Origin of the sequence: Actinophytocola sp. (assembly GCF_035942955.1) — a bacterium.
GTDB lineage: Bacteria > Actinomycetota > Actinomycetes > Mycobacteriales > Pseudonocardiaceae > DASYTH01.
Genome location: NZ_DASZCQ010000255.1, coordinates 1 through 20,994 on the forward strand (window position 1 = coordinate 1; position 20,994 = coordinate 20,994).

The 20,994-nt window shown below is 73.8% G+C and carries 16 protein-coding genes; 10 read left to right on the forward strand and 6 right to left on the reverse strand.

Annotated features, from left to right (window positions below):
- Nucleotides 1–876, reverse strand: an 876-nt coding sequence (locus VGX25_RS26205; RefSeq protein ID WP_326920568.1) for a mucoidy inhibitor MuiA family protein, incomplete at its 3' end; no start/stop codon positions are given.
- 63 nt (nt 877–939) lie between these two features.
- Here VGX25_RS26205 and VGX25_RS26210 point away from each other — a divergent pair.
- Entirely contained in the window at nt 940–2,898 is a 1,959-nt protein-coding gene (locus VGX25_RS26210) for a Xaa-Pro dipeptidyl-peptidase (protein ID WP_326920569.1), read from the forward strand.
- Between the two features lie 80 nt (nt 2,899–2,978).
- Nucleotides 2,979–3,827 carry a M23 family metallopeptidase gene (locus VGX25_RS26215; RefSeq protein ID WP_326920570.1) on the forward strand — a complete coding sequence of 283 codons (849 nt, stop codon included), beginning with the start codon at nt 2,979–2,981 and terminating at the stop codon, nt 3,825–3,827.
- Between the two features lie 262 nt (nt 3,828–4,089).
- On the opposite strand, the gene VGX25_RS26220 is transcribed toward VGX25_RS26215, so the two are convergent.
- Nucleotides 4,090–6,408: a helix-turn-helix transcriptional regulator gene (locus VGX25_RS26220; RefSeq protein WP_326920571.1), complete on the reverse strand. Its 2,319-nt coding sequence runs from the start codon at nt 6,406–6,408 to the stop codon at nt 4,090–4,092.
- Between the two features lie 42 nt (nt 6,409–6,450).
- Complete coding sequence (locus VGX25_RS26225) at nt 6,451–7,698, reverse strand: Hsp70 family protein (protein WP_326920572.1); 1,248 nt, start codon at nt 7,696–7,698, stop codon at nt 6,451–6,453.
- Nucleotides 7,699–7,934: 236 nt separating this feature from the next.
- On the opposite strand from VGX25_RS26225, the gene VGX25_RS26230 reads away from it, so the two are divergent.
- The 4 genes from VGX25_RS26230 (at nt 7,935) to VGX25_RS26245 (ending at nt 13,461) form a co-directional block, all read left to right on the forward strand.
- On the forward strand, nt 7,935–8,966 hold the full coding sequence (locus VGX25_RS26230; RefSeq protein ID WP_326920573.1) for an IniB N-terminal domain-containing protein: 1,032 nt from the start codon (nt 7,935–7,937) through the stop codon (nt 8,964–8,966).
- Between the two features lie 87 nt (nt 8,967–9,053).
- On the forward strand, nt 9,054–10,907 hold the full coding sequence (locus tag VGX25_RS26235) for a dynamin family protein (protein WP_326920574.1): 1,854 nt from the start codon (nt 9,054–9,056) through the stop codon (nt 10,905–10,907).
- Nucleotides 10,904–12,322 carry a dynamin family protein gene (locus VGX25_RS26240; RefSeq protein ID WP_326920575.1) on the forward strand — a complete coding sequence of 473 codons (1,419 nt, stop codon included), beginning with the start codon at nt 10,904–10,906 and terminating at the stop codon, nt 12,320–12,322. The genes VGX25_RS26235 and VGX25_RS26240 overlap by 4 nt, the downstream gene beginning before the upstream one ends.
- Nucleotides 12,323–12,465: 143 nt before the next feature.
- Nucleotides 12,466–13,461 carry a DUF4192 domain-containing protein gene (locus VGX25_RS26245; RefSeq protein ID WP_326920576.1) on the forward strand — a complete coding sequence of 332 codons (996 nt, stop codon included), beginning with the start codon at nt 12,466–12,468 and terminating at the stop codon, nt 13,459–13,461.
- Between the two features lie 302 nt (nt 13,462–13,763).
- On the opposite strand, the gene galE is transcribed toward VGX25_RS26245, so the two are convergent.
- Genes galE through VGX25_RS26260 form a run of 3 tightly spaced genes read right to left on the reverse strand, consistent with a single transcriptional unit; the run spans nt 13,764 to nt 16,606 of the window.
- A complete protein-coding gene (galE, locus tag VGX25_RS26250; RefSeq protein WP_326920583.1) occupies nt 13,764–14,720 on the reverse strand; it encodes a UDP-glucose 4-epimerase GalE in 957 nt (318 codons plus the stop codon).
- Nucleotides 14,721–14,735: 15 nt separating this feature from the next.
- Nucleotides 14,736–15,914: a galactokinase gene (gene galK, locus VGX25_RS26255; protein ID WP_326920577.1), complete on the reverse strand. Its 1,179-nt coding sequence runs from the start codon at nt 15,912–15,914 to the stop codon at nt 14,736–14,738.
- Complete coding sequence (locus VGX25_RS26260; RefSeq protein WP_326920578.1) at nt 15,911–16,606, reverse strand: metal-dependent transcriptional regulator; 696 nt, start codon at nt 16,604–16,606, stop codon at nt 15,911–15,913. Before VGX25_RS26260 ends, galK begins: the two co-directional genes overlap by 4 nt.
- Before the next feature lie 64 nt (nt 16,607–16,670).
- On the opposite strand from VGX25_RS26260, the gene VGX25_RS26265 reads away from it, so the two are divergent.
- The 4 genes from VGX25_RS26265 to VGX25_RS26280 all read left to right on the forward strand — a co-directional run.
- Entirely contained in the window at nt 16,671–17,528 is an 858-nt protein-coding gene (locus tag VGX25_RS26265; protein WP_326920579.1) for a sulfurtransferase, read from the forward strand.
- Between the two features lie 135 nt (nt 17,529–17,663).
- The gene (locus VGX25_RS26270) at nt 17,664–18,731 is read left to right on the forward strand and encodes an aldo/keto reductase (protein WP_326920580.1); all 1,068 of its coding nucleotides are present in this window, start codon (nt 17,664–17,666) and stop codon (nt 18,729–18,731) included.
- Between the two features lie 48 nt (nt 18,732–18,779).
- Nucleotides 18,780–19,955, forward strand: coding sequence for an acetoin utilization protein AcuC (locus tag VGX25_RS26275; protein ID WP_326920581.1), 1,176 nt, complete (start codon nt 18,780–18,782; stop codon nt 19,953–19,955).
- A gap of 29 nt (nt 19,956–19,984) precedes the next feature.
- The coding region (locus VGX25_RS26280; RefSeq protein ID WP_326920582.1) for a GNAT family N-acetyltransferase at nt 19,985–20,994 on the forward strand (1,010 nt) is incomplete at its 3' end.

The window sequence follows — 20,994 nt, forward strand, 5'->3', positions numbered from 1 at the left end:
GGCCGGAGCCGCCGCGCCGGCGCCCATGCCGGCGATCGAGAAGGACCCGTCCAGCGGGACCGCCTGCACCCGGCGCAGGTACCACGGGTCGAGCTCGGGCACGGTCACCGCCCCGGCCGGGCGGGCCGTCGACAGCCGAAGATCGCACTCCGGCCAGTCCTCGCCGCTGTGCTGCGTGATCAACCCGAACCAGGTCAGGCTCAGGGTGTCGCCGCGCAGCCGCACGTCGTACCGCGACTCCCAGCGCGCCTCGGCGACCAGGTAGGAGACCTCCAGCTCCACCGAGGCCTCCTCGGCGACCTCGAGGTCGACCGCGATCGCGCGGCGGTCGGGCACCTGCTGGGTCAGCCGGTCGTTGAGCCGGCGGCCGACCTCGTCGAGCTCCAGCTGCACGTCGCGGCGGCGCTCGGTGAGCTCCCTGCGGCCGGCGAGCACCGTGCCGAGCTGCTCGGCAAGCGCCTCGCTCACCGTCGAAACCCGAGACACGTCAATCGAATCGGCCGCCAGCGCCCGAGCGAACGCCGCGCCCGACCGCCGGGCGAGCGAGCCGATCAGCTCCTCGCGCGCGGACACCACGGCCGCCTCGTCGTCCAGCTCGGCCAGCCGGGCCTGCAGGTCGTCGCGGCGCCGCTCCAACTCCTCGACGGTCACGTCCGGGGAGCGCGGGTGCCGCTCGGCCACCACGTCCACCCCGAGCACGGTGGCCGGACCGCGGCCGGTCACCCGCACCGAGTCGGCGCGCAGCCCGATCGGCAGGCCGCCGACCACGACCCGCCGCTGTCCGGCGGGCAGCGGCACCGTGCCCCGGCGGGTGATCCGCGCCTGCCCCGGATAGACGGTCACCGCGACGATGCCCGCGTCCACGCGTTCGCTCATCCGGCGAGGTTAGCCGACGTTCGGGGCTATCCCGCCGGGCCGCGCCGTGGCTACGTTCCGGGCATGGCGATGCAACCCTTACCCCGCACGGCTTTCGTCGTGGCGCTGCTCGGCGCCGCGGGTCTGCTGGTGCAGGTTCCGGCCGCCACCGCGGCCCCCGCCCCGCCGCACGTGTCCGGCACCCGGACCGTGCCGGTCTACGACTACGCCACCGCGATCCGGGAGAGCGTGTGGGTCACCACGACCCTCGACAACGACGGCGACGGCGCCCCCGACAAGATCGCCGTCGATCTGATCAGACCCCGCGAACCCGCGGCGGCCGGCATCGACATCCCGGTGATCATGGATGCCTCGCCGTACTACACGACCCTCGGGCGCGGCAACGAGAGCGAGCGGAAGGTCTACGCGGCCGACGGCACGGTCACCAGGTTCCCGCTGTTCTACGACAACTACTTCGTGCCGCGCGGCTACGCGTTCGCCGCGGTCGACCTGGCCGGCACCGCCCGGTCCACCGGCTGCGGGGACATCGGCGGCCGCGAGGAGATCGTGGGTGCCAAGGCGGTCATCGACTGGCTCAACGGCCGCGCGCGCGGCGAGTACGCCGACGGCACGACCGCCGTGGCCGACTGGTCCACCGGCAAGGTCGGGATGATCGGCAAGTCCTGGGACGGCACCATCGCCAACGGCGTGGCCGCGACCGGGGTCGACGGGCTGGCCACCATCGTGCCGATCTCGGCGATCTCCAGCTGGTACGACTACTACCGCGACGAGGGTGTGATCTACTTCCCCAACGGGCCGCACCGGCTGCAGCAGCGGGTCACCGGCCGGCCGCTGCCGGTCTGCCAGCCCGTCCGGGACGCGTTGCTCGCCGGGTCGGACGACGCGACCGGCAACTACAACCCGTTCTGGCGCGAGCGGGACTACGTGCCGGACGTGCGCAACGTCAAGGCCAGCGTGTTCCTGGTGCACGGCGTCAACGACCTCAACGTGGACACCAACACGTTCGCGACGTGGTGGGACGCGCTGGCCCGGCGCGGGGTGCCGCGCAAGATCTGGCTGGGTCAGGAGGGCCACGTCGATCCGTTCGACTTCCGCCGCTCGGTGTGGGTGCCCACGCTGCAGCGGTGGTTCGACTTCTGGTTGCAGGGCCTGCGCAACGGGGTGATGCGGGAGCCGATGGCCACGATCGAGCGCACCCCCGACCAGTTCGTCGACGAGCCGACCTGGCCGGCGCTTGGCACGGTCCACGTCCCGGTGTCGCTCGGTGCCGGCGACGGCGCCACCGGCACGCTGGGCCTGCGCCCGACCCGCCCGGGCACCGTCGTCTCCCTCACCGACGACCCGGCCCTGTCGGAGAGCGCCGCGGTGTCCGACCCGAGCACCGCGGTGGCCGGCCGGCGGGTGTTCCTGTCCGCGCCGCTGCCGCACGACCTCAGGATCAGCGGCACGCCCGTGGTGTCCCTGCGGATCAGGTCCGACCGTCCCACCACAGAGGTGACCGCCCGGCTGGTCGACTACGGCACGGCCGAGCGGATCAACTACCTCGCCCAGGGCGAGGGCATCCGCACGTTGACCACCGAGTCGTGCTTCGGCGCGACCAGCCCGACCGACGACCCCTGCTACCGCGACACGGAGAAGAACCTGATCACCGCGGATCTGGCCGTGCTGCACCGGGGTTGGCTTGACGCCGCCCACGACGACTCGCTGATCTCGCCGACCCCGCTCACCCCCGGCGAGTGGACGACGGTCTCCTGGCGCCCCCACGCGCACGACGTCGTGCTGCCGGCCGGCCGGGTCCTCGGCCTGGTGATCACCTTGAGCGACAACGGTTTCACGTCCCCCTCGGCGACCGGCGCGACCGTCGACATCGACCTGAGCCGCAGCCGCCTGAGCCTGCCGGTCTCGCTGTGGCCGGGCGCCACCGCCCTGCCCGAGATCGACGTGGCCCCTCGGATCGCGGCCACGGCCCCGGCCGAGCCGGCCAGCACCGCACCGGAGGACGCATGGCTCGACTTCCGCTGAGCTGAGCTTCCGTTAGAAGTCCACGGCCTCTATGTTCAGTTGGGAACTTCCTCACACGCTGCTGCTCATGGAGGTGCCAGATGATCAGAGCCCTTGCCGGGCTGACCGGCGCGAGCCTCGTCGCCACCGCGATCGTGGTGCTCGGGGCGGTGACCGAGGCGAGCGCCGCGCCCGCGTTTCAGCTGCCGTTCCCGTGCGGGCAGGTCTGGGACGGGCAGACCCGCACCAACCACAGCCCGCAGAACTCGGTGGACTTCAACCGGGCCAACGACGAGGGCGACCCGGTGGGCGCGTCGGCATCCGGCCGGGTGACGCGGGTGGCCGACGAGGGGTCGACCAGCTACGGCAAGTGGATCGAGATCGACCACGGCGCCGGCTACACCACCCGCTACGCGCACCTGTCCGCGCAGCGGGTCGCGGTGGGCGACCTGGTCAGCCCCGGCCAGCTGATCGGCAACGTCGGCAACACCGGCGGATCCACCGGCGCGCACCTGCACTTCGAGGAGCGGCTCAACGGCAGCGCGATCCGGATCGTGCTCAACGGCGCGCAGATTCTCTACTTCGGCACCCGCGGCTACACCAGCGCCAACACCTGCGCGGCCGACAACCCGCACACCCCGCAGGCCGCGTGCGGCAGCGGTTACAGGATCATCGACTGGGCCGGCCTCGGCGGAGCCGGCGCGGTCTACCTGCTCTACAACGCCGGCAACGGCAACAACTGCGTGGTGACGATCAAGGCAACCTCGATCGGGACGGCCTCGGCGGCGTCGGCCTTCCTCGAGGTGCAGGGCCAAACCCGGACCACCGACTCCGGCGCCTACGCCTACTACGCCGGCCCGGTGCGCAAGGCCGCCCCGGCCGCGTGTGTGCGGTGGGGCGGCTCGGTGGGCTCGACGTCCTACACCAGCCCGTTCGAGCATTGCGCTTGATAGCTCGGGCAAGACCGCCGGTCGCCTCGGTGTTTTCTAGCTCGGGCAAGGCCGCCGGTCGCCTTCGGCGAGCGGCCTGTGGTCGGGTTGCCTGGGTGGTTGCGGGCCGGGGTCGGTGGCTGGGTGGCGTGGATGGTTGGCTGACGACGCCTGCGGGCAGGGGCTCGTTCCTCGCCCCTGCCCTTGTCGTCGTGCGGCGGCCGCCCTCGCCACAGATCGGCCGACCCCCAGCGCAGTTTCACACCCGCGCTAGATCACCCGGTTAGCGGTCGCCGAGCAGCTCGCGCAGCTGGGCCAGCAGCTCGCGCCGGTTGCTGCTGCCAAGGCGTTGCCTGATCCGGGCGATGTGGTGCTCGACGGTCTTGGCCGAGATGAACAGCCGGTCGCCGACCTCCCGGTAGGTCAGGCCGGCGAGCACCAGCCTGGCCACCTGCTGCTCCCGCTCGCTGAGCCGGCTGCCCGCCTGCGGGTCGGCATCGTGCACCCGAGTCACCGCGGTGCTCTCGCCCTGGAGCAGGCGCGCGCATTCCATCAGCCCGGCCATCGCCTTGCGGTCGGGCGTCCGGATCGCCGCCTGGCCGGCCAGCCGGGCGGCGTCCCAGCGCAGCCCGGCCGCGTGCAGGTCCCTGGCCGCGGTCTCCACCGCGGCCGGGTCGACGGTCCCGCCGACCACCGCCAGCCAGCACCGTGCGGCCGCGGCCAGCACCGCGTGGTAGCGGCCGCACCCGGGCAGCCCGGCAAGCCCGGCCAGCCGGGCCGCCTGCTCCTCGGCGGCCGTCCACTGCTCGGCCACGATCGCGGCGTGCAGGCAGCTCCACGCCAGGCTGGCCGTCCACAGTGGAGGATCACCGAGCCGTCGCAGCAGTGCCCAGCCCTCGGCGACGTGCGCGGCCAGCCGGTCGGCGTCGCCGAGCCGGGCGGCGGCGACGGCGAACTCGCCGAGCGGCAGCAGCGTGTACAGGTCGACCGGGTGCCGGATGACCGCCTCGCCGGCCCTGGCCCAGACCTGGCGCAGCCCGGGCAGGTCGCTGGTCCGGCGGGCGAGGCCGACCTCGAGCGCGACGGCGAACAGCCAGTCCCGCGGCGGCGACGGCGTGCCGGCCGCCCGAGCCGCGACCGCGTGCTGCAGCCGTTCCCTTGCCGCGGTCAGGTCGCCGCCGGCCATGCCGACCCAGGCGCGCAGCAGGCGGTGCCGCACGGCGAACGGCACGCCGCCCATCCCGGCGTGCACCGCGCGGCGCAGCACCGAGTCGGCCACGGCCAGCTCGCCGCACTGCACGGCGGCCATGGCGGCCAGCGCGGCCGGGGAGTCCGGCAGCAGCGCCACGTGGTCGGCCGGCTCGAGCAGCGCCGCCGCGCGCACCAAAGTGGACAGTGCGGCGGCGGGCGCGCCGCGGACCGACGCGTGCATCCCGTGCGCCATCAGCGTGGCGGCGCCGGCCACCAGCGTCGGCGGACCGTCCGATGTGGACGCACCAAGCAGCTGCTCGGCGGCGCCCGGCTGGCCGGTGCCGATCAGGCCGAGGACGGCGAACGCGTTGGACACCCCGTCCCCGGCCCACCGGAACAGCTCGGCGCTGCGGGCCAGCTGGCCGCGGTGGGCCAGCGCGGCCGCCGCCACCCTGGCCGCGTGCGCGTGCTCCGGCGCGCTCGACGTGGTCAGCACCTGGTCCGCGGCCCGCAGCGCGGTGTCAAGGTCGCCGGCCAGCGCCACCGTCTCCGCCCAGGCCGGCCCGCGCTCGAGCTGCGCGGCGGCCAGCCGCTCCCGGACCGCGGTGCGCCGGTCGACCGGGATCACCGTGCGGATGGCCAGCCGGACGACCGGGATCAGCCGGCCGCCGTGGTCGACCAGCCCGGTCGCCCGCGCCGCCCTGGCCACGTCGCCGACCATGCTCCGGTCACAGCCCAGCACATCGCCGAGCAGGTCGGCGTGCAACCCGGCGCCGGCGTCGGCGGCCAGCAGGAAGCCGAGCACCTCGGCCGGCAGCGCCTCCAGCTCGGCGCCCAGCTCGGCGAGCGCGGCGGCCGGCATGTCCGGCGGTCCGTCCTGATCGGACCGCTCCATGGCCCGCGCCACCCGGTCCACCAGTGCCGGCACGCCACCCGTCTGGGTGTAGACGAACTCACCCAGACCGGGCCGTGCCGACACACCCGCGGCGGTGAGCACGGCCGCGGTCTGCGCCCGGTCGAACGGCCGCAGCCGGGTCGTGCCGTCCAGCGCTCCGCCCAGCTCGGCCAGGGCGGGCGGCGCCGGCCACGGCCGGGCGGCCACGATCACCCTGGCCCGGCCGGCCTCGGCCAGGCCGCGGATCCGGTGCAGCTGCGCGGGTTCTAATCGGTGCGCGTCGTCGACCAGCAGCGCGGTGCCGGCGGGGTCGGTGTCGCGGTCGGCGACGCCGGCGACCCGGATGCCGGCCGCCCGGTAGATCGCGGCCAGCTCGCCGAGCACCGCGGTCTTGCCGTAGCCGCCGGGCGCGACGATGCCGATCCGGACCGGCGCGGTCGGGTCGGCGGCGATCGCCTCGCGCAGCCGCCGGGTGCGCTCGTCGGGGATGAGCTCGGGGGCCGTTCTGGTGTTCACGGGTTCCCTCACAGGTGGGGATCGAGCCGGCCGGGGACGGGGTCAATCGGCTCTTCGTCTGGCCCGGCCGGCCGCCTTCCAGCGCCGCGCCCCCCGCCGCGGCGGCTCGATCGGGACCAGGTCGACCGGTGGCCGCGGCGGCTGGGTGGGCGCGTCGGGATCGGCGTCGCCGGCCCGGTCCCGCTGCTCGGGCAGCCGCACGTCCTCGGGCAGCTGCACCTCGGGGGTGCTCACCCGGTGCCCGGCCAGCGCCGCCCCGCGGGCCACCGCGGTCTCGGGATCGGGGTCGACCGCCACCCTGGCCGGCGTCGCGGCCGTCACCAGCTCGGCGACCAGCGGCACCCGCGCCGACCCGCCGACCAGCGTCACCGCCACGAGGTTCGGCGCCCCGGCGGTGCGGATGGCCTGCTGCAGCAGGTCCACGGTGCGCGCGACGGCCGGGCCGATCAGCTCCTCGAACCGGGTGCGGCTGATCAGCACGCTGGACGGCGGGCCGAGCAGCGGCGTCGGCACGACCGCCTCCGGCGCGGTGGACAGCGTCTCCTTGGCCGCGCGGCAGGCCGAGCGCAACTGCGCCATGGCGGGCCGCAGCTCGTCGTCGAACGGGTCGAGGTCGGCCGGGGTGCGCCCGAGCTCGGTCAGCACCTGGCCGACCAGCAGGTCGTCGAACACCGACCCGCCGCCCGGCTCGCCCGTCTCCACCCGGCTGAGCAGGTCGAACCCGGCCGGGCCCAACCGGGTCACGGCGGCGCACACGGCCCCCTCGCCCAGGTCGCAGACGGTCACCGCGTCCCCGGGCGCCACCGGGTTGGCGGCCGCGTAGCTCTCCGCGGCCGCGAGCGGTTTCGGCAGCCGCAGCACGTCGGGCAGGTCGACCTGCCGCAGCGCCGCGTCCAGCGCGGCCCAGCGGTGCGGGCCCCAGCTCGCCGGATGGGTGACCACGACCCGCTCGGGCGCCTCCCGCTCCCGGTCCACCGCGCGGTCGACCACCCAGCGGATCAGCGCGGCCAGCAGCATCTCCGCCGGGCACGGCAGGCCGCCGACCAGCGGGGCGACCGGGTCGCCGACCCGCGCGCACAGCCCGCGGGCCACCCGCTCGGGCTCGGCCTCGGCCCTAGCCAGGGCATCCCGGCCGACCAGGACGGAGTCGTCGGCGGTGAGGTACAGGACGGAGTGCACCCACGGCCGGTCCTCGTCCAGCGGCAGGACGGCGGCGTCCTCGGCGCCGGCCCGGTACAGCGCGGCGGTCGTGCGACTGTTGCCCACGTCGACCCCGAGGACGTAAGGCAAGGCGCATCCCTCCGTGATCGACTCACTCCAGTGCGCGTGTTCGTACCACCCCGGGTGAGGGCGGCGGCAATCCCCTAACCCCCTAATGCGTTCAACGCTTCATCCCAAAGGGGGTTACGTGATAACTAGGAGTGATCCCCGATGCGCGCGCCCGCGCGGCGGCCATAGTTTGCGGCCACGAGCCGGTCGGGCCTGCCCAGCCGGCCTCCACAACATCCACTCATGAGGAGCATCTCTTGCAGAACGCTGAACCGACGTTGCACGACTTCGTGCTCAAGCTGCTCACCGAGGCGCCCTGCCGCCAGGCTTTCGACCTGGACCCGGTGGCCGCGCTGCGCGACGCTGGCCTCAGTGACGCCAGCCCGCAGGACGTCGTGGACGCCATCCCGCTGGTGCTCGACTTCGCCAACGCCTCCGGCGACGCCTTCCACCTCGGTGGCAGCATCGCCGGGAGCGTCAAGGACTTCTCCTTCGACGGCGGCTTCGCCGCGAGCCCCGACGGACTGGCCGGGGGTGGTGGGTTCGAGTCGCCGTTCGGCGGCGCGGGCCTTCGGGCCGAGGGGGGCTTGGACGGCGCCGACATCGCCGCCGGCGCGGGCTCCGACCTGGGCGGCGCCCAGCTCGACGTCTCGGCGAGCCCGCACGGCGGCCTCGCGATCTCCCAGTCGTTCAACTCCCCGTTCGGCGGGGGCGGGTTCGACCTGGCCCTCGGGCTGGACGGGGTCAGCGGTGGCGGCGGGTTCGAGCTGTGCCCGCCCGACGGGCTCGGCGGCCACGACCTCGGCAACGTCGGCGACCTGGTGACCGGCACGGTGGCCGGCTACATCAACGACGGCGCGGAGAGCTTCGCCAGCGCCCTGACCGACGGCGCCGGCATGCTCGCCGACGGCGTCACCAAGGGCGCCGAGACCAAGGGCGGCCTGGTCCCCGACGGCGCCGGCCAGCTGTCCGACGGTGTGCAGGACCCGACCTCGATCGGCGCGCCCGCGATGGCGCCCGCCGCCGGCCTGCCGCACCTTCCGGTGGACGTGCCCGAGGTTCCGGCCATGCCCGGCGCTCCCGGCGTGCCAGGACTGGGTGACCTCCCGATCGACCTGCCCGTGGAGCTTCCCGAGCTGCCGGCGGTTCCGGGCCTGCCCGCGACCCCGGCCCTGCCGAGCGTGCCCGAGGTCGGCGGGGTTCAGGACGTCGTCGGCGGCGTGACCGGACACGTTCCGGTCGTGTCCGACCTGACCGACGGGCTCAGCGACGGCCTTCTCGGCCACTGAGCCTTACCCAATGGTCCGGGGGCGGTCTTGTAGGTGGGGCCGCCCCCGGTCTTCACCCATATGGGTGGACAGTGCAAACTCATCCGGGTGACAGCACTGCCGTGGTTGGACGTCCTGGACGCCACGATCGGTGCGTGCGTCGACCACCACCGCCCGGATCTGGCCAACCGGTTGCGCCAGAAGCGATCCCACCTGCTCGAGCCGACGCTGCGCGTGCCGGTGGTGGGGGAGCCGAACCAGGGCAAGAGCCAGTTGGTCAATGCCCTGATCAACGCTCCGGTCTGCGCGGTGGGCGACCACGTCACCACTCCGGCCCCGATCGTGATCGGACATGCCCACTCGCCGGTCGCCACCCTGGTCAAGGAGCCGCCGGCGCTCGACGGTGCGGCCGGTGCGCAGCGCCGCGAGCCGATCGCGGTCGAGGAGATCGCCGAGCAGATCGTCGCGCGCACGGCGGCGCCGCCGTCCGCCCGCGGCGAGCTGGTGCGCACCGAGGTCGGCATCCCGCGCCAGCTGCTGGCCGCCGGGCTGGTGCTGGTCGACACGCCGGCCGTCGACGATCTCGACTCGATCCGCTCGGCCAGCATGTTCGCCGCGGTCTCCCAGGCCGACGCCGTGATCGTGGTGTCGGCGGCGACGCGCGAGCTGTCCGCGTCCGAGCTGGCCCTGATCGAGGCGGTCAGCCGGCTGTGCCCGACCGTCGTCGTGGTGCTCACCAAGATCGACATCGCGCCCCTGTGGCGGCGGGTGGCCGAGCGCGACCGGGCCCGGCTGGCCAGCGCCGGCATCCAGGCCCAGGTGATCCCGGTGTCGGCGATGCTGCGGTTGGCCGCGGCCCGCTCCGGCGACGAGGCCCTCAACGCCGAGTCCGGCTTTACCGACCTGGTCTCGTACCTGCAGCGTGAGGTGATCGGCAAGCCCGAGCTGCTGGCCAGGCGGTCGGTCACCGTGCTGGCCGGCATGGCGGTCCAGCAGCTGCTGGCCCCGCTGCACCAGACCGTCACCGCGACCCCGGCCGCCGGGACGTCCGAGGCGATCGCCAAGTGGCAGACCGCGCAGCGCCAGGTCGACCAGCTGCGCAAGGACTCCGCCGCCTGGCAGACCATGCTGGCCGACGACATGGCCGACCTGGCCGCCGACATCGAGTTCGACCTGCGCGACCGGACCCGCCGGATCCTACGCGAGGTGGACCGGTTCTTCGACGAGGCCGACCCGCTGACCGACTGGGACACCTTCGCCGAGTGGCTGGACGAGAGCCTTGCCGAGGCCATCGACGTCAACTTCGCCTGGCTGGTCGAGCGGTTCGACTGGATCACCGGACGGATCGGCCGGGACCTGGAGTCCTATCGGGACGATGTGCTGCCCGGCTCGCTGCGGGAGATCGACGACAGCCTGCTGGACACCGCGTGGCAGCTCGAGCGGCCGCGGGTGGAGCGGTTCACGTTGAGCCAGAAGGTGTTCGTCGGCCTGCGCGGCTCGTACGGCGGCCTGCTGATGTTCGGCCTTGCGACCAGCCTCGCCGGCTGGCCGCTGATCAACGCGGTGTCGCTCGGCGCCGGCGTGCTGTTCGCCGCCAAGAGCATCTACGACGAGAGCGGCAGCCGGCTCAAGCGCCGCCAGGCGATCGCGAAAGCCACCGCGCAGCACCACGTCGACGACGTGTTCCTGTCGTTCAGCAAGGACACCAAGGACATCGTCCGCCAGCAGCAACGCAAGCTGCGCGACCACCTGACCGCGACCGCCGAGCGGCTGCGGGTGGAGATCCTCGCGACGGCGCAGTCCGCCAAGCGCGCGGCCGACATGGACGTCGCCGAGCAGCAGAGCCGGGCCGCAAAGGCCAAGTCCGAGATCGAGCGGCTCACCAAGCTGCACGGCCAGATCACGGCGCTGGTGCCCGGCGGCGTCAAGCTGCCGGGGCCGCGGCGGAGGTTGACCGCATGAGCGGTCTCCTCGATCAGGTCTGGACCATGCTGAACCGGACGCTCGAGGTGTATCGGGACAATCCCCGGGCTTCCCACTGGTTGCGACGCCAGGCCGATCGGCTCGACGGTCCACTTCGGATCGCCGTGGTCGGCCAGCAGAAGGCGGGCAAGTCGACGCTGGTCAACGCGCTGGTCGGGGAGCACGTCGCGCCGCTGGTCGCCGAGGACGGGCCGGCGATGGTCTGGTACCGCGCCGGCGCCACCCCGCGGGCGACGGTCTTCGGCCGCGGGGTCGAACCGCAGGAGCGTCCCGCGGAGCGGCTTGGTGGCCGGCTGTCGGTCGACCTCGGCGAGTGGCGCGGCGAGCAGATCGACCGGGTCGTCGTGGACTGGCCGGCGCGCGGCCTGCGCGGCATGACGCTGATCGATACGTCCACAATGGACAAGGTGGCGGCGGCGGAGGCGGACGCCGTGCTGTACCTCGCGCAGCACCTGCAGGCCGCCGATCTCCGCCTGCTGCAAGCGATGCAAGACCATCCCATCGCGATGGCCAACCCGGTCGGCGCGCTGCTCGTGCTGTCCCGCGCCGACGAGGTCGGGGCCGGCCAGCTCGACGCGCTGTTCGGCGCCAAGCGGCTCGCCCGGCAGCACCGCAGGGACGCCCGCATCCGCGGGCTGTGCCAGGACGTGGTCGCGGTGACCGGGCTGCTCGCCTTCGCCGGCCGGGCGTTGCGCCAGCCGGAGTTCGACGCGCTGGCCGTGCTGGCGTTCGGGCCGCGCGCCGAGGTCGACGGCTACCTGCTGTCCGCGGATCGCTTTGCCGGGGCGGAGTTCCCGGTCGCGGTCGACGCCGAGATGCGCCGGGCCCTGCTCGACCGGCTCGGCCTGTTCGGGTTGCGGCTGTCCACCGCGTTGATCCGGCAGGGCTTCGACACGCACACCGCGCTGTGCGCGGAGCTGGTGGCGCGCAGCGGGTTGACCGAGCTGCGCGCGGCGATCGGCCGCTGCTTCACCGAACGCGCGCCGGTGCTCAAGGCCCGGTCCGCGGCGATCGCGCTGGAGGTCGTGCTGCGCATGGAGCCGCGGCCGGAGGCGCTCGGTCTGGCCGCCGAGCTGGAGCGGATCCTGGCCGGCGCGCACGATCTGCGGGAGCTGCGGCTGATCGCCACGCTGCACGCCGGGTACCCGGTGCTGCCCGACGAGCTGTCCGCCGAGGCCCGCCAGCTGCTCGGCGGGGACGGCGTGAGCCTGCCGGCCCGGCTGGGCCTTGCCGAGGAGGAGCCGACCGCGTCCGGGCTGCGGCACGCCGTCGTCGCCGCCCTGCGCCGCTGGCGGGAGCAGGCGGAGAACCCGATCCTCGACGAGTCCGCCCGCTCCGCCGCCGCGGTCGTGGTGCGCAGCTGCGAGGGCATGCTGGCGTCCGTCAGCGGCTGAGCGACCGGCAAGCGTACCGCACCCGGCCGACATTTCCGCTCCGCGCGCCGCCGCTGCCGCCGAGTTGTGCACAGCCACCCGCACCGTCCACAGCGGACCGCACCTGATCTCCGCACCCCCGCCGCACCCGCGATCGTGGACGCATGACGACCCCGCTGCGCGACAGCCTCCTGTTCGACGACCCCGGCGAGCTCATCGCCTCGATCCCCGGCATGCTGAGCTTCCTCCCCGAGGACTCGCTCGTGCTGGTCACCTACACCGGCCGCATCCGGCTCACCATGGAGTCCGTGCTCCGCCTCGACCTGCCGGACCCGAAGCACCACGCCGACCTCGCCGAGCAACTGCGCGTCGTGGCGCTCAACCACGAGGCGACCGTGATCGAGCTGGTCGTGCTCGGCGACGCGCCCGACTCACCCGAGCGGCCCGAGCTGCCCCGCCGCGACCTGGTCGACCTGCTCGACCAGGTCCTCGCCGAGGAGGGCATCACGCTGGCCCACGCCGTCTGGGCGCCGCGCGTGGAACAGGGCCGCACCTGGTGGTGCTACGACGACCCCGGATGCACCGGCCCCATCCGCGACCCCGCAGCCTCGCCGATCACCACCACCATGACCGCGGCCGGCGTGGTCACCTACCCCACCCGCGCCGAGCTGGCCGCCCAGCTCGCCCCCGACCCACCCGACACCCTGGCCCGCCGCGCCGAGCTGCTCGCCGCCCAGCCACCCGCCGACCCCGAGGCCGCCTTCCCCTTCGTCCGCGACACCATCGACGCCGCCCCCGCCGAGCTCGACGACGACACCGTCGCCCGCCTCGCCCGCGCCCTGTCCCACCCGGACGTCCGCGAGGCCTGCCTGTCCTTCGCGCTCACCGTCCGCGCCGGCCCCGCCGAACGCCTCTGGCTCACCCTCACCCGCGCCACCCCCGGCCCGGCCCGCGCCGACCCCGCCAGCCTCCTCGCCGTCACCGCCTTCCTCCGCGGCGAGGGCGCCATGGCCACCCTCGCCGTCGACGCCGCCCTCACCGCCAACCCCGACCACCACCTCGCCCGCACCGTCCGCCACGTCATGGACTACGGCTTCCCCCCGGACCGCTTCCGACTCATGCTCGCCCAAAGCTTCGTCACCGCCTTCGCCGGAAAATGAGGCCGGGGCCGGGGCCGGGGAAGGGGGCGGCGTGTGGTTGGCGGGATGGTGGGGTTGGGTTGCGCGGCGGCGGTTGGATACGGCTATCCGAGCGCGGGACACGCCCGCGATCGCGGTCTCGTCCCGGCGTGTCTCGCCTTCGGGGAGGCGTGTTCTGCCTTGGTGCAGCCGGGTGACGCGTTGCGGTAGCCCGACTGTGCCGCGGCCCTGTGTCTGCCCCGGCACGGCCGGGCATGGTGCCGGGAGGCAGGGCGTGATCGCGAGCTGCCCCGTCGGCCGACCGGGAGCGCGATGGGATGGGGTCAGGTGTGGGTGCGGGCGAAGGTCCAGGCGTCGGTGACCATGGTGTCCAGGCCGGGGCGCTCGGGTTTCCAGCCGAGGTCGGCTCGGGCGCGGTCGCTGGCGGCGACGAGGGTGGCGGGGTCGCCGGGGCGGCGGGCGACGACCTCGGCGGGGATCGGCTGGCCGGTGATCCGTCGGCAGGCGTCGATCACCTGCCGCACCGAGAAGCCGGTGCCGTTGCCGAGGTTGTAGATGCGGTGCTGGCCAGGGGTGGCGTGCTCGAGGGCGAGCAGGTGGGCGTTGGCGAGGTCGGTGACGTGGATGTAGTCGCGCACGCAGGTGCCGTCGTCTGTCGGCCAGTCGGCGCCGTAGACGTGGATCTGCGGGCGCTGGCCGAGGGCGACCTGGAGCACAAGGGGGATCAGGTGGGTCTCGGTGGCGTGCCGCTCGCCGAACCGGCCGTGCGCGCCGGCCACGTTGAAGTAGCGCAGGCTGGTCGCGGCCAGGCCGTACGCGGTGGCGTAGGAGGTGATCGCGTGGTCGACGGCCAGCTTGCTGGCGCCGTAGGTGTTGGTCGGGCGGGTGGGCGCGGACTCGGGGATGGGCACCTGGTCGGGCTCGCCGTAGACGGCCGCGGTGGAGGAGAACACCAGCCGTGGGATGCCGTGCGCGCGGATGGCGTCGAGCAGCAGCAGCGAGGTGAGCACGTTGCCCGACCAGTATCTCGCCGGGTCCTGCATCGACTCGCCGACCAGCGACTTGGCCGCGAAGTGCAGCACCCCGTCGAAACCCTCGGCGAGCAGCGGGCCGGCCGCCTCGGCCACGTCGGCATGGACGAACCGGCAGCCGTCCGGCACCGCGTCGGCGTGTCCGGTGGTCAGGTCGTCCAGCACGACGACCTCGTGCCCGAACTCCACCAACCGCGCGGCGCACACGCTGCCGATGTATCCCGCTCCGCCCGTGACGAGCAGCTTCAACACAGTCCTCGCTTCCTAGAGATCACGGCCGGCGCCGGCCGAGGGTATCGCCGGGAACAGCCGGGGAGCGGCGAACCCGCGCCGGGCGAACGCCGCCGACACCGCCTGGCCGACCCTGGCCACCTGGTCGGAGTGGACCAGCGCGATGGCCGAGCCGCCGAACCCGCCGCCGGTCATCCGGGCGCCCAGCGCGCCGGCCCCGAGCGCGGCGTCGACCGCCTCGTCCAGCTCGGCGCACGACACCCGGTAGTCGTTGGCCAGGCTCGTGTGCGAGTCGGTGAGCAGCGGTCCGAGCTCGGCCAGCTTCCCGCTCCGCAGCAGATCGACCGCGCGCAGCACCCGCTCGTTCTCGGTGACCACGTGCCGCACCAACGTGACCAGCTCCGCCGGCAGCTGCCCGGCCACCCCGGCCAGCCGGTCCGCCGGCACGTCGCGCAGCGCCGGCACGCCGAGCCGCGCCGCGGCCCGCTCGCAGCCCTCGCGCCGGGTGCGGTAGCCCGAGTCGCCGTGCGAGTGCTTGGCCCGGGTGTCCACCACCAGCACCTCGAGGCCCTGACCCGGCGCGTCGAACGGGATCTGCTCCATCGCCCCCGAGCGGACGTCCAGGAACAGCGCGTGCCCCGCGACACAGCACAGCGATGCGGTCTGGTCGAGCAGCCCGGTCGGCACCCCGACGAAGTCGTTCTCCGAGCGCTGCACCCAGGCCGCGACCTCCGGCAGGCTCGGCGCCGACGGCGACCCGGGGACGACGCCGGCGAGCCCGAGCAGCGCCAGCGCGGTGGCGCACTGCAGCGCGTGCGACGACGACAGGCCGGCGCCCGCCGGCACGTCGCCCGCGATCACCAGCTCCACGCCGCCGTCGGCCACCCCCGCCGAGCGCAGCACCCAGCACACCCCGGAGGGGTAGGCCGCCCAGCCGCGCACCGAACCCGGCGCGAGCGACGCCACCGCGACCGGCTCGGCCCGCTGCGGCACTCCGTCGTCGCCGACCGTGGTGATCGCCAGCAGCCCGTCGCGGCGCGGCGCGGCGGCCACGGCGATCCGGAACGGCAGCGCGAACGGCAGCACGAACCCGTCGTTGTAGTCGGTGTGCTCGCCGATCAGGTTCACCCGGCCCGGCGCCGACCACACCCCCGCCGGGGCATGCCCGTGCAGCCGCCGAAACTCCTCGGCGGCGCGCTGTCCGACACTCACTTGGCGACGGCCAGGATCGCGTGCAGGATGCCGGGGGCGACCTGGATCGTGGCGCCGGCGCCGTCGATCTCGATGGTGTTGCCGTTTCCTTTGGACGGGCCGACCGTGACCGTCCGGCCGGGAGCGACCCCGACGGACTTCAGCTCGGCCATCATCTCCGGGTCGAGCTGCACGTGCTCGGCGATGCGCCGGATCTCCACCTTGCCGCCGCCGCGCCGGGCCACCTCGTCCAACCGGACGAGGCCGGCCTCGATGGCCGGCGCCGGCTCGCCCTCGCCGAGCAGGTCGAGGCCCGGGATCGGGTTGCCGTAAGGGGATGTGGTCGGATGCCCGAGCAACTTGACCAGCTTGCGCTCCACGGCCTCGCTCATCACGTGCTCCCAGCGGCAGGCCTCGCTGTGCACGTGCTCCCACTCCAGCCCGATCACATCGGACAGCAGGCGCTCGGCCAGCCGGTGCTTGCGCATCACCGCGATGGCCAGGGTGCGGCCGTGGTCGGTGAGCTCGAGGTGCCGGTCGCCGGCGACGATCACGAGCCCGTCGCGCTCCATCCGGCCGACCGTCTGGCTGACCGTCGGCCCGCTCTGGCCGAGCCGCTCGGCGATCCTGGCGCGCAGCGGGACGACACCCTCCTCCTCGAGCTCGTAGATCGTCTTGAGGTACATCTCCGTGGTGTCGATGAGCTCGTTCACGCCGTTCCCCTTCGTTCACCGACATGCTAGTCCGTTACCCGGACGGTCCCGGCACGATGTACGCATGCCCGAACTGACCTCTCCGCTGGTGTCCACTGCGGACCTGGCCGCGCTGCTCGCCGGTCCCCGGCCGCCCGTGCTGCTCGACGTCCGGTGGCGGCTGGGCGGTCCGCCCGGCCGCGAGGAGTACGCCGCCGGCCACCTGCCCGGCGCGGTCTACCTCGATCTGGACGCCGATCTGGCCGCCCAGCCGGGCGCTGGTGGCCGCCACCCGCTGCCCGACCCGGCCGACCTGCAGCGGGTGCTGCGCGCCGCCGGGGTGCGCGCCGACCGGCCGGTGGTCGCCTATGACGCCGGCAACGGCTCGGTCGCGGCCAGGGCCTGGTGGCTGCTGCGCTGGTCGGGTCACCGCGAGGTGGCGGTGCTCGACGGCGGGTACGCCGCCTGGGTCGCCGACGGCCACCCGGTCAGCACCGACCCCCCGGCTCCGGAGCCCGGCGACGTCGAGGTCCGCCCCGGCGGAATGCCGGTGCTCGACGCCGCCGCGGCCGCCGACCTGGCCCGCACCGGCACGCTGCTGGACGCCCGCGCGCCCGAGCGCTACCGCGGCGACACCGAGCCGGTCGACCCGCGCGCCGGCCACATCCCCGGCGCCCGCAACGCCCCGTTCACCGAGCACACCGGCGAGGACGGCCGCTGGCGCGCGCCGGCCGAGCTGGCCGAGCGGTTCGCCACGCTGGGCATCACCGGCCGGGTCGGCGCCTACTGCGGCTCCGGGGTCACGGCGTCCTCGCTGGTGCTCGCCCTTGAGGCGGCCGGGGTCACCACCGCCGACGCCCCCGCCGCGCTGTATACCGGCTCGTGGTCACACTGGTGCACCGATCCCGACCGCCCGATCGCCACCGGCCCGCAACCGGGCTGACCCATTGGCGACCGGCGGGAATATCCCTCCGGTTCGAATTTGTATCCGGCCGCGCCGCGTTCGTTGACATTCCCGGGTCCGCGGGGTATTCATGACGAAGAACCGCTGCGGGGTCGTCAAGCGAGGAGAACTGGCGTGGAATTCGTGCGGCTCGGCCAGTCCGGCCTGAAGATCTCCCGAGTCTGTCTCGGCACGGTCAACTTCGGCACCGCCTGGGGCATCGGTGTCGACGAAACCGCAGCTCGGCGGGTCATCGACGCCTACATCGACGCGGGGCACAACGTCATTGACACCGCGAACAATTACAACGAGGGCCAGTCCGAGCAGATCGTCGGCCGCGCGGTGCGCCATAGTCGAGAGTCGGTCGTCATCGCCTCGAAGGGATTTATGCCGCAGGGTCCCGGCCCTAACGACGGCGGCTCGTCGCGGTTACACTTGACGCGTGCTCTCGAGGCGAGCCTGCGCCGGCTCGGCACCGACTATATCGACATATACCAATGCCATAATTGGGATCCGGACACGCCGATCGACGAGACAATGGCGACCCTTGACGATTTTGTGCGGTCCGGAAAAGTCCGCTATATCGGCTGCTCGAACTACACCGCGGCGCAGATCGTGGAGGCGCAGTGGGCGGCCGCCAGGGGCCACGGCACGCCCTTCACCTGCCTGCAGGCCCAGTACTCCCTGCTGTCGCGCGACATCGAGGCCGAGATCATCCCGGCCTGCGCCCGCCACGGCCTGGGCACCATCGTCTACAGCCCGCTCGCCGGCGGCATCCTCGCCGACCGCTACCGCCGTGGCGCCGAGCCGGCGCCCGGCACCCGTCTGAGCCGGGTGATGGCCACCGGCCGCCCGGGGGCGCGGGAGTGGGCGCACGAGCAGCTCAGCGAGCGCAACCTCGGGCTCGCCGCCGAGGTCGGCCGAGTCGCCCGCGAGCTGGGCACGACTCCCGCCGCGGTCGCGCTGGCCTGGGTGCGCGCCCGCCCCGGCGTCACCTCGGTGATCATCGGTCCGCGCACGGTGACCCAGCTGCGCCAGAACCTCGCCGCCCTCGAGCTCGACCTCCCCGCCGAGATCACCGCCCGCCTCGACGAGATCTCCGGCCCCGCCCCCACCCCGGTGACCGGCAAGACCGCCTGCCGCTGGCTGCGCCATCCGTCCCGGCACACCGTCGGCGCCCGCCCCGTTCCCCAGCCCGCGTAGGAAAGCGCTGATCAAGCCCGGCGCCGCCGACCCGGTTAGGGTTCTGGCATGGGTGCCAGGGCCGCCATCGTGTGGGACTCGTCGCTGCTGGGGTACGACCTGGGCGGGGAGCATCCGCTGCACCCGATCAGGTTGGAGCTGACGGTGCGGCTGGCCGCGGCGCTGGGGGTGCTGGACGAGGTCGAGCTGCTGATGCCGCCCGAGGCCACCGACGAGGAGATCGAGCGGATCCACGATGCCGGGTACATCGCGGCGGTGAAGGAGGCGCCGATGTCCGGCTGGGACATCGGCCACGGGCTCGGCACCCCGGACAACCCGATCTTCGACCGGATGCACGAGGCGTCGGCCAGGGTGGTGGGCAGCTCGCTGCTGGCGGCGCGGCGGATCGCGTCGGGTGCGACCGACCGGGCGGTGAGCATCGCGGGCGGGCTGCACCACGCGATGCGGGCCAGGGCGTCGGGCTTCTGCGTGTACAACGACATGGCGGTGGCCATCGACTGGTTGCTGGACAACGGGTTCGAGCGGATCGCTTACGTGGACGTGGATGTGCACCACGGGGACGGGGTGCAGGCGGCGTTCTACGACGATCCGCGGGTGCTGACGATCTCGCTGCACCAGAACCCGGCGACGCTGTTTCCCGGCACGGGATTCCCCGACGAGCTGGGCGGGCCGGAGGCGCAGGGCACGGCGGTCAACGTGGCGCTGCCGCCGCACACCGCGGACGGCGGCTGGCTGCGCGCGTTCCACGCGGTGGTGCCCGCGCTGCTGGCGGCGTTCCGGCCGCAGATCCTGGTGACCCAGTGCGGTGTGGACACCCACGAGGAGGACCCGCTGGCCGAGCTGTCGCTGTCCGTGGACGGGCATCGGGCGATCTACCAGGCATTGCGGGACCTGGCCGAGCGGCATGCGGGCGGGCGGTGGCTGGCCGCCGGCGGGGGTGGCTACCAGCTGCTGCGCGTGGTGCCGCGGTCGTGGACGCACCTGCTGGCCACGGTCCTCGACCGGGACGTCAAGCCGGACACCAGGCTGCCCACCGAGTGGACCAACACCGTGCTGAAGCTGGCCCCGTCGGCCGAGCTGCCGATGACCATGAGCGATGGCAAGGACACCGGGTTCCGGGAGTGGGAGCCCACCTCCACCGAGCGGGTCGACACCGCGATCCGGGAGACCCGGCACGCCGTGTTTCCCTTGCACGGTTTGGATCCCGATGACCCAAGGGACTGAGGGCGTGAGCGGAGCTTGCGGAGCGAACCATGAACACGGGGTTGCCATCACCGAGCTTGCGAGGTGATGGATTGGCCGATCCGTACGACTATCCCAAGCACTGGGAGGCCGACGTCGTCCTGACCGACGGCCGGACCGTCCACTTGAGACCAATCCTGCCCAGCGACGCGGACGCTCTGGTCGCCTTCCACGGCCGCCTGTCCGACCGCACCCGGTACCTGCGGTACTTCGGGCCCTACCCGCGCATCCCGCCGCGCGATCTCGACCGGTTCACCACCGTCGACCACCGCGACCGGGTCGCGTTCATCGCCTTGCTGGGCCACGACATCGTGGCGGTCGGACGCTACGAGCGGCTCGGCGACACGGCCGACGCCGAGGTGGCGTTCACCGTCGAGGACGCCCACCAGAAGCGCGGCCTCGGCTCGATCCTGCTCGAGCACCTGGCCGCGGCCGCCCGCGAGCGGGGCATCCGGCGCTTCGTCGCCGACGTGCTTGCCGAGAACGCCCAGATGATCAACGTGTTCCGCGAGGCCGGGTACCGGGTGTCCAGCGGCATGGAGGAGGGCGTGCTGCACCTGGAGTTCGCCGTCGACCCGACCGAGCGGTCGCTGGCCGTGGCCCTGTCCCGGGAGCAGGCCGCGGAGGCGCGCAGCGTGCACAACCTGCTGCACCCCCGTTCGGTCGCGGTGATCGGGGCGTCCGCCGATCCCGGCAAGATCGGGCACGCGGTGCTGGCCAACCTGCTCCGCGCAGGCTTCGCCGGGGCGGTCTACCCGGTCCACCCCGAGCGCCGGTCGGTGCACGGGGTGCGGGCGTACCCGACCGTGCCGGACATCCCCGACCCGGTGGACCTGGCGGTGGTCGCGATCCCGGCCGGCGGCGTGCACGAGGTGCTGGACGCCTGCCTGGCCAAGGGCGTGCAGGCGCTGGTCGTGGTGTCCGCCGGATTCGGGCCGGAGGCCGAGCGCCAGCTGGTGACCGAGGCCAGGGCGCACGGCATGCGGGTGGTCGGGCCGAGCGCGCTCGGCGTGCTCAACAC